The following is a 4,525-nucleotide window of genomic DNA, read 5'->3' on the forward strand; positions in this document are numbered from 1 at the left end:
GTCGTCGCGAAGCATCTCGACCACCACCCGCAGCACGGTCGATGCCTCGGCGGCCACCCGTTCGGCATGCGTCGGATCGGAGAGCCACTTGCCCATCCGGTCGGAGACCTGAGCCTCGCGCAGCTTGGTCGACACCACCGCCGGCGACATGAAGTTCTCCCGGACGAAGTCACCTAGACCCTCGCCGAGCTGGTCTTTCTTGCGCTTGATGATCGCGGTGTGCGGGATGGGAATGCCCAGCGGGTGCTTGAACAGGGCGGTCACGGCGAACCAGTCGGCCAGCGCCCCGACCATGCCCGCTTCGGCCGCCGCTCGGACGTAGCCGACCCAGCCCGGGGCGCCCACCGACTGCGCCCACGCGGCCACCAGGAAGACGACCGTCGCAGCGAGGAGGAAGCTCAGCGCGACGACCTTCATCCTGCGCAGCCCGCGGCGGCGTTCGGCATCAGCGGCGGAGTCGACACCTGCGAACGATTCGGCGAAGCTCGACCGCTGGTCGGAGGTGGGTCTGTGTGCCACGCCTCCATCATCCTGCATGCCGCCACCGGCACACCCGTCCCACCGCGGCACCGGGCGATTTCAGCCGTATCATCTAGTCCGGACGAGGGAATGGGAATGACGGCGGAAGTGGCAGGGGCTACCCCAGCGGGACCGGTGAAGACCGACGGACGCAAACGGCGCTGGCACCAGCACAAAGTCGATCGACGAAATGAACTCGTCGATGGCACGCTGGATGCCATCCGGCTCCGTGGCAGCAACGTCAGCATGGATGAGATCGCCGCCGAGATCGGCGTGTCCAAGACTGTGCTGTACCGCTACTTCGTCGACAAGAATGATCTGACCACCGCGGTCATGATGCGGTTCGCACAGACCACCCTGATTCCCAACATGGCTGCAGCGCTGTCATCGAACCTCGACGGGTACGACCTCACCCGCGAGATCATCCGCGTCTACGTCGACACCGTCGCCAACGAGCCCGAGATCTACCCGTTCGTGATGGCCAACAGCTCGGCGAGCAAGAGCAAGGCGGTGGCGGACTCCGAGCAGATCATCGCCCGCATGCTCGGCGTCATGTTGCGCCGCCGGATGGCGTCGGAGGGCATGGACACCAGCGGCGCGCAGCCATGGGCGTTCATGATCGTCGGCGGCGTGCAGTTGGCCACCCACTCCTGGATGTCGCACCCGCGGATGACCGCCGACGAGTTGATCGACTACCTGACGATGCTGTCGTGGAACGCGTTGCGCGGCATCGTCGAAGCGAACGGCTCGCTGGAGAACTTCAACTCGGTACCGCATCCGTCCCCGATACTGCCGTCCCGACTGCTTGACTGACGGCATGGCCGACACCTCCTCCGATACGCCCTCGCTCTGGACTCACGAACCGCACACCCACCTCGAGTTCACGGCGGGCGACAAGGTCGCCGACATCAAGGCGAACGCGACGCCCGGGTTCAAGGGATCCAAGTCGGACGCGCCCGATCTGCAGGAGGAGCGCAACCAGCGGTTCGCCGAACTGCAGGAGATGTTGTACGCGAGCAGCCGGTCGGGCGACACCCGCAAGGTCCTGCTGGTACTGCAGGGAATGGACACCGCGGGCAAGGGCGGCATCGTCAAACACGTTGTCGGCGCAGGCAATCCGCAAGGTATCCGATACGCGAGCTTCGGCAAGCCCACCGAGGAAGAGCTGGCCCACGACTTCCTGTGGCGAATCCGCAACGCGCTTCCGACCGCGGGCCACCTCGGCGTGTTCGACCGGTCGCACTACGAGGACGTGCTGATCGTGCGGGTGCACGACCTGGTCCCGCCCGACGTGTGGGGCGCGAGGTACGACGAGATCAATGGGTTCGAGAAGGAACTCGTCGACGACGGCACGACGATCGTCAAGGTGGCCATGTTCGTCTCGCTCGACGAACAGAAGAAGCGGCTCGCCAAGCGCCTGGATCGGCCGGACAAGTATTGGAAGTACAACCCCGCCGACATCGACGAGCGCGAACTGTGGCCGAAGTACCAGGAGGCCTACCAGGCGATGTTGGACCGGACCTCGACGGAGTACGCACCGTGGCACGTCATTCCCTGCGACCGCAAGTGGTACTCCCGGTTGGCGATCACCGAGTTGCTGATCGAAGCGCTCAACGGCCTCGACTTGTCATGGCCGCCAGCCGATTTCGACGTCGAGGCCGAGAAGAAGCGACTGGCCACCGTCTGACGTCCGCTACGCCCCCTTGACCAGCGTGAACTGGCCGACGTTGGTGATGCCGCGGCGGAAGAAGTCCGCACAGCCAGTCAGGTAGTGCAGGTAGCGCTCGTAGACCTCGGGCGAGGTGATGGCGATCGCCTCGTCGCGGTTCGCCGCCAGGTTCGCGGCCCACATGTCGAGGGTGCGGGCATAGTGCGGCCGCAGCAGATGGGTTCGCGCCAGGGTGAACCCGGAACCGTCGGCCAACCGTTCGATGTCCTCGACGGCGGGTAACTGGCCGCCGGGAAAGATCTCGGTACCGATGAAGCGCATGAACTTGAGATCGCTGAACGTTAGCTTGATTCCGTTGTCGTGGAAGAACTTCTGCGTGTGCGCGAGGATGGTGTGCAGCAACATCGTTCCGCCCGCAGGCAGGACGTCGTGGGCCTTGGCGAAGAAGGCCGGGTAGCGGTCGGCCTTGAACGCCTCGAACGCTCCGATGGACACGATCCGGTCGACGGGCTCGTCGAACTCCTCCCAGCCCTGCAGGCGCACCTCGGCGGTTCGCGCGCTGGAAACCCCGCGCATCAACTTCTTGCTGTACTCGTATTGGTTGCGGCTCAACGTGATTCCAATGACGTTGACGTCAAATCGCTCGGCGGCCCTTCGCAGCGCTCCGCCCCAGCCGCACCCCACGTCGAGCAACGTCATGCCAGGCCGAAGACCGAGTTTGCCGAGCGCGAGGTCGAACTTGGCGTTCTGCGCTTCGTCGAGTGTCATGTCGTCACGTTCGAAGTACGCACAGGTGTAACCCATGGTCGGTCCGAGGAACAGCGCGAAGAACTCGTCGGACAGGTCGTAGATCGCCTGGGATTCCTCGTAGAACGGCTCGAGTTCGGAAACGATTTCGGACATTCCCTGACATCTCCCTCATCCGCTGACCGACCGTCGACGCCGGAGCGAGGGGTTTGCCATCGCATGCCAAAATGACTGCGGGGCAACCGACTCCGAGCTGAATCGGCACTTGTCTGAAGAAGCCAGCGTAACCAATGCCGACGGCAAATTGGCGGCCACCCCGGCGTCGGTGCTGCCGCCCCTTGCACGGGTCTTCGCTGCGTACGACGGTGATGCCGATCGACTGGCGGCTCGACGAGGTTACGTGGTTAGCCATGCGGTCGAGGCCAACCCACGACGCACCCACCGATGCAATTTGGGCAACATCGGACCGTCGCCGGTCAGTACGTGTAGAAGCCCTTGCCGGACTTCTTGCCGAGCTGGCCTGCCTCGACCATCCGCTGCAACAGCGGCGGCGGACCGTACAGCGGCTCCTTGAATTCTTCGAACATGCTGTCTGCGATCAGCTTCAGGGTGTCCAGCCCGACGAGGTCGGACAGCTTCAGTGGGCCCATCGGGTGCGACAGCCCGGCGACGACGGCGGTGTCGATGTCCTCGACGGTCGCGACGCCTGCCTCGGCCATCCGGATCGCCGAAAGCAGGTACGGCACCAGGAGGGCGTTGACGACGAAGCCCGACCGGTCGGCGCACTTCACGACCTTCTTGCCGAGCAATTCACCGGCGAACTGCTCGGTCCTGGCGATGGCCGCCTCACTGGTGACCAGCGTCCCGACGAGTTCGACGAGCGGCAACACGGGCACCGGGTTGAAGAAGTGCAGCCCAAGTACCCGGCTGGGATTCTTGGTTGCCGCGGCGATCTTCATGATCGGGATGCTCGAGGTGTTCGACGCCAGCACCGCGTCCGGATCGGTGACGACCTCGTCGAGCTCGGCGAACACCTTGGCCTTGACGACGGCGTCCTCCACGATGGCCTCGATCACCAGATCGCGATCGGCCAGGTCCGAAAGGCTGGTGGTGACCGTCAACTTGGCGAGCGCCGAGTCGAGCTCGTCCTTCGTGAGCTTGCCCTTGCTGACCCCGCGCTCCAACGACTTGACGATGCGGTCGCGGCCCGCGGCTACCAGCGCCTCGGAAGGCTCGTAGATCCGCACGTCCGCTCCCGCGCGCAATGACACCTCCGCGATGCCCGCGCCCATCTGTCCGGCGCCCACGACGCCAACCCGCTCGATGTTCTTCACGGTGACACTCTCTACGTGATGGCCGAGTAGACGCAAATGGCCCTCAAATCCGCGGATTGAGGGCCATTTACGTCTGCTCGCGCAGATCTAGAGACCTAGTGGAACTGGCCCTCTTCGGTCGAGCCCGCAAGCGCGGTGGTCGAGCTGGTCGGGTCAACGGTGGTGGCAATCCGGTCGAAGTAGCCTGCGCCGACCTCGCGCTGGTGCTTGGTCGCGGTGTAGCCACGCTCCTCGGCGGCGAACTCGCGCTCCTGCA

The 4,525-nt window shown here is 64.7% G+C and carries 5 protein-coding genes and 1 pseudogene; 2 read left to right on the plus strand and 4 right to left on the minus strand.

All coding sequences use genetic code 11. The annotated features are described in order from the left end of the window. A partial coding sequence (locus tag QOD90_RS04455; RefSeq protein ID WP_526347072.1) for a DUF445 family protein occupies positions 1–537 on the minus strand: 537 nt, incomplete at its 3' end. 78 nt (positions 538–615) lie between these two features. Between QOD90_RS04455 and QOD90_RS04460 the strand changes: the two genes are divergently transcribed. Together QOD90_RS04460 and QOD90_RS04465 are read left to right on the plus strand one after the other, a co-directional pair. Further along, positions 616–1,332 carry a TetR/AcrR family transcriptional regulator gene (locus QOD90_RS04460; RefSeq protein ID WP_526347074.1) on the plus strand — a complete coding sequence of 239 codons (717 nt, stop codon included), beginning with the start codon at positions 616–618 and terminating at the stop codon, positions 1,330–1,332. 4 nt (positions 1,333–1,336) lie between these two features. Further along, positions 1,337–2,206 (plus strand): polyphosphate kinase 2 family protein, encoded by an 870-nt coding sequence (locus QOD90_RS04465; RefSeq protein ID WP_526347076.1) that lies wholly within the window; start codon positions 1,337–1,339, stop codon positions 2,204–2,206. 6 nt (positions 2,207–2,212) lie between these two features. Here QOD90_RS04465 and QOD90_RS04470 read toward each other — a convergent pair whose 3' ends face one another. From QOD90_RS04470 to QOD90_RS04480, 3 genes and pseudogenes are all read right to left on the minus strand, one after another. Beyond that, positions 2,213–3,091 carry a cyclopropane mycolic acid synthase family methyltransferase gene (locus QOD90_RS04470; protein ID WP_526347078.1) on the minus strand — a complete coding sequence of 293 codons (879 nt, stop codon included), beginning with the start codon at positions 3,089–3,091 and terminating at the stop codon, positions 2,213–2,215. 320 nt (positions 3,092–3,411) lie between these two features. Continuing rightward, positions 3,412–4,269, minus strand: coding sequence for a 3-hydroxyacyl-CoA dehydrogenase family protein (locus QOD90_RS04475; protein ID WP_526347080.1), 858 nt, complete (start codon positions 4,267–4,269; stop codon positions 3,412–3,414). A gap of 95 nt (positions 4,270–4,364) precedes the next feature. Beyond that, positions 4,365–4,525: pseudogene (locus tag QOD90_RS04480) on the minus strand (isocitrate lyase); the annotation flags it as partial.

It is taken from the genome of Mycobacterium sp., from assembly GCF_032161845.1.
In the GTDB taxonomy this organism is placed as follows: domain Bacteria; phylum Actinomycetota; class Actinomycetes; order Mycobacteriales; family Mycobacteriaceae; genus Mycobacterium.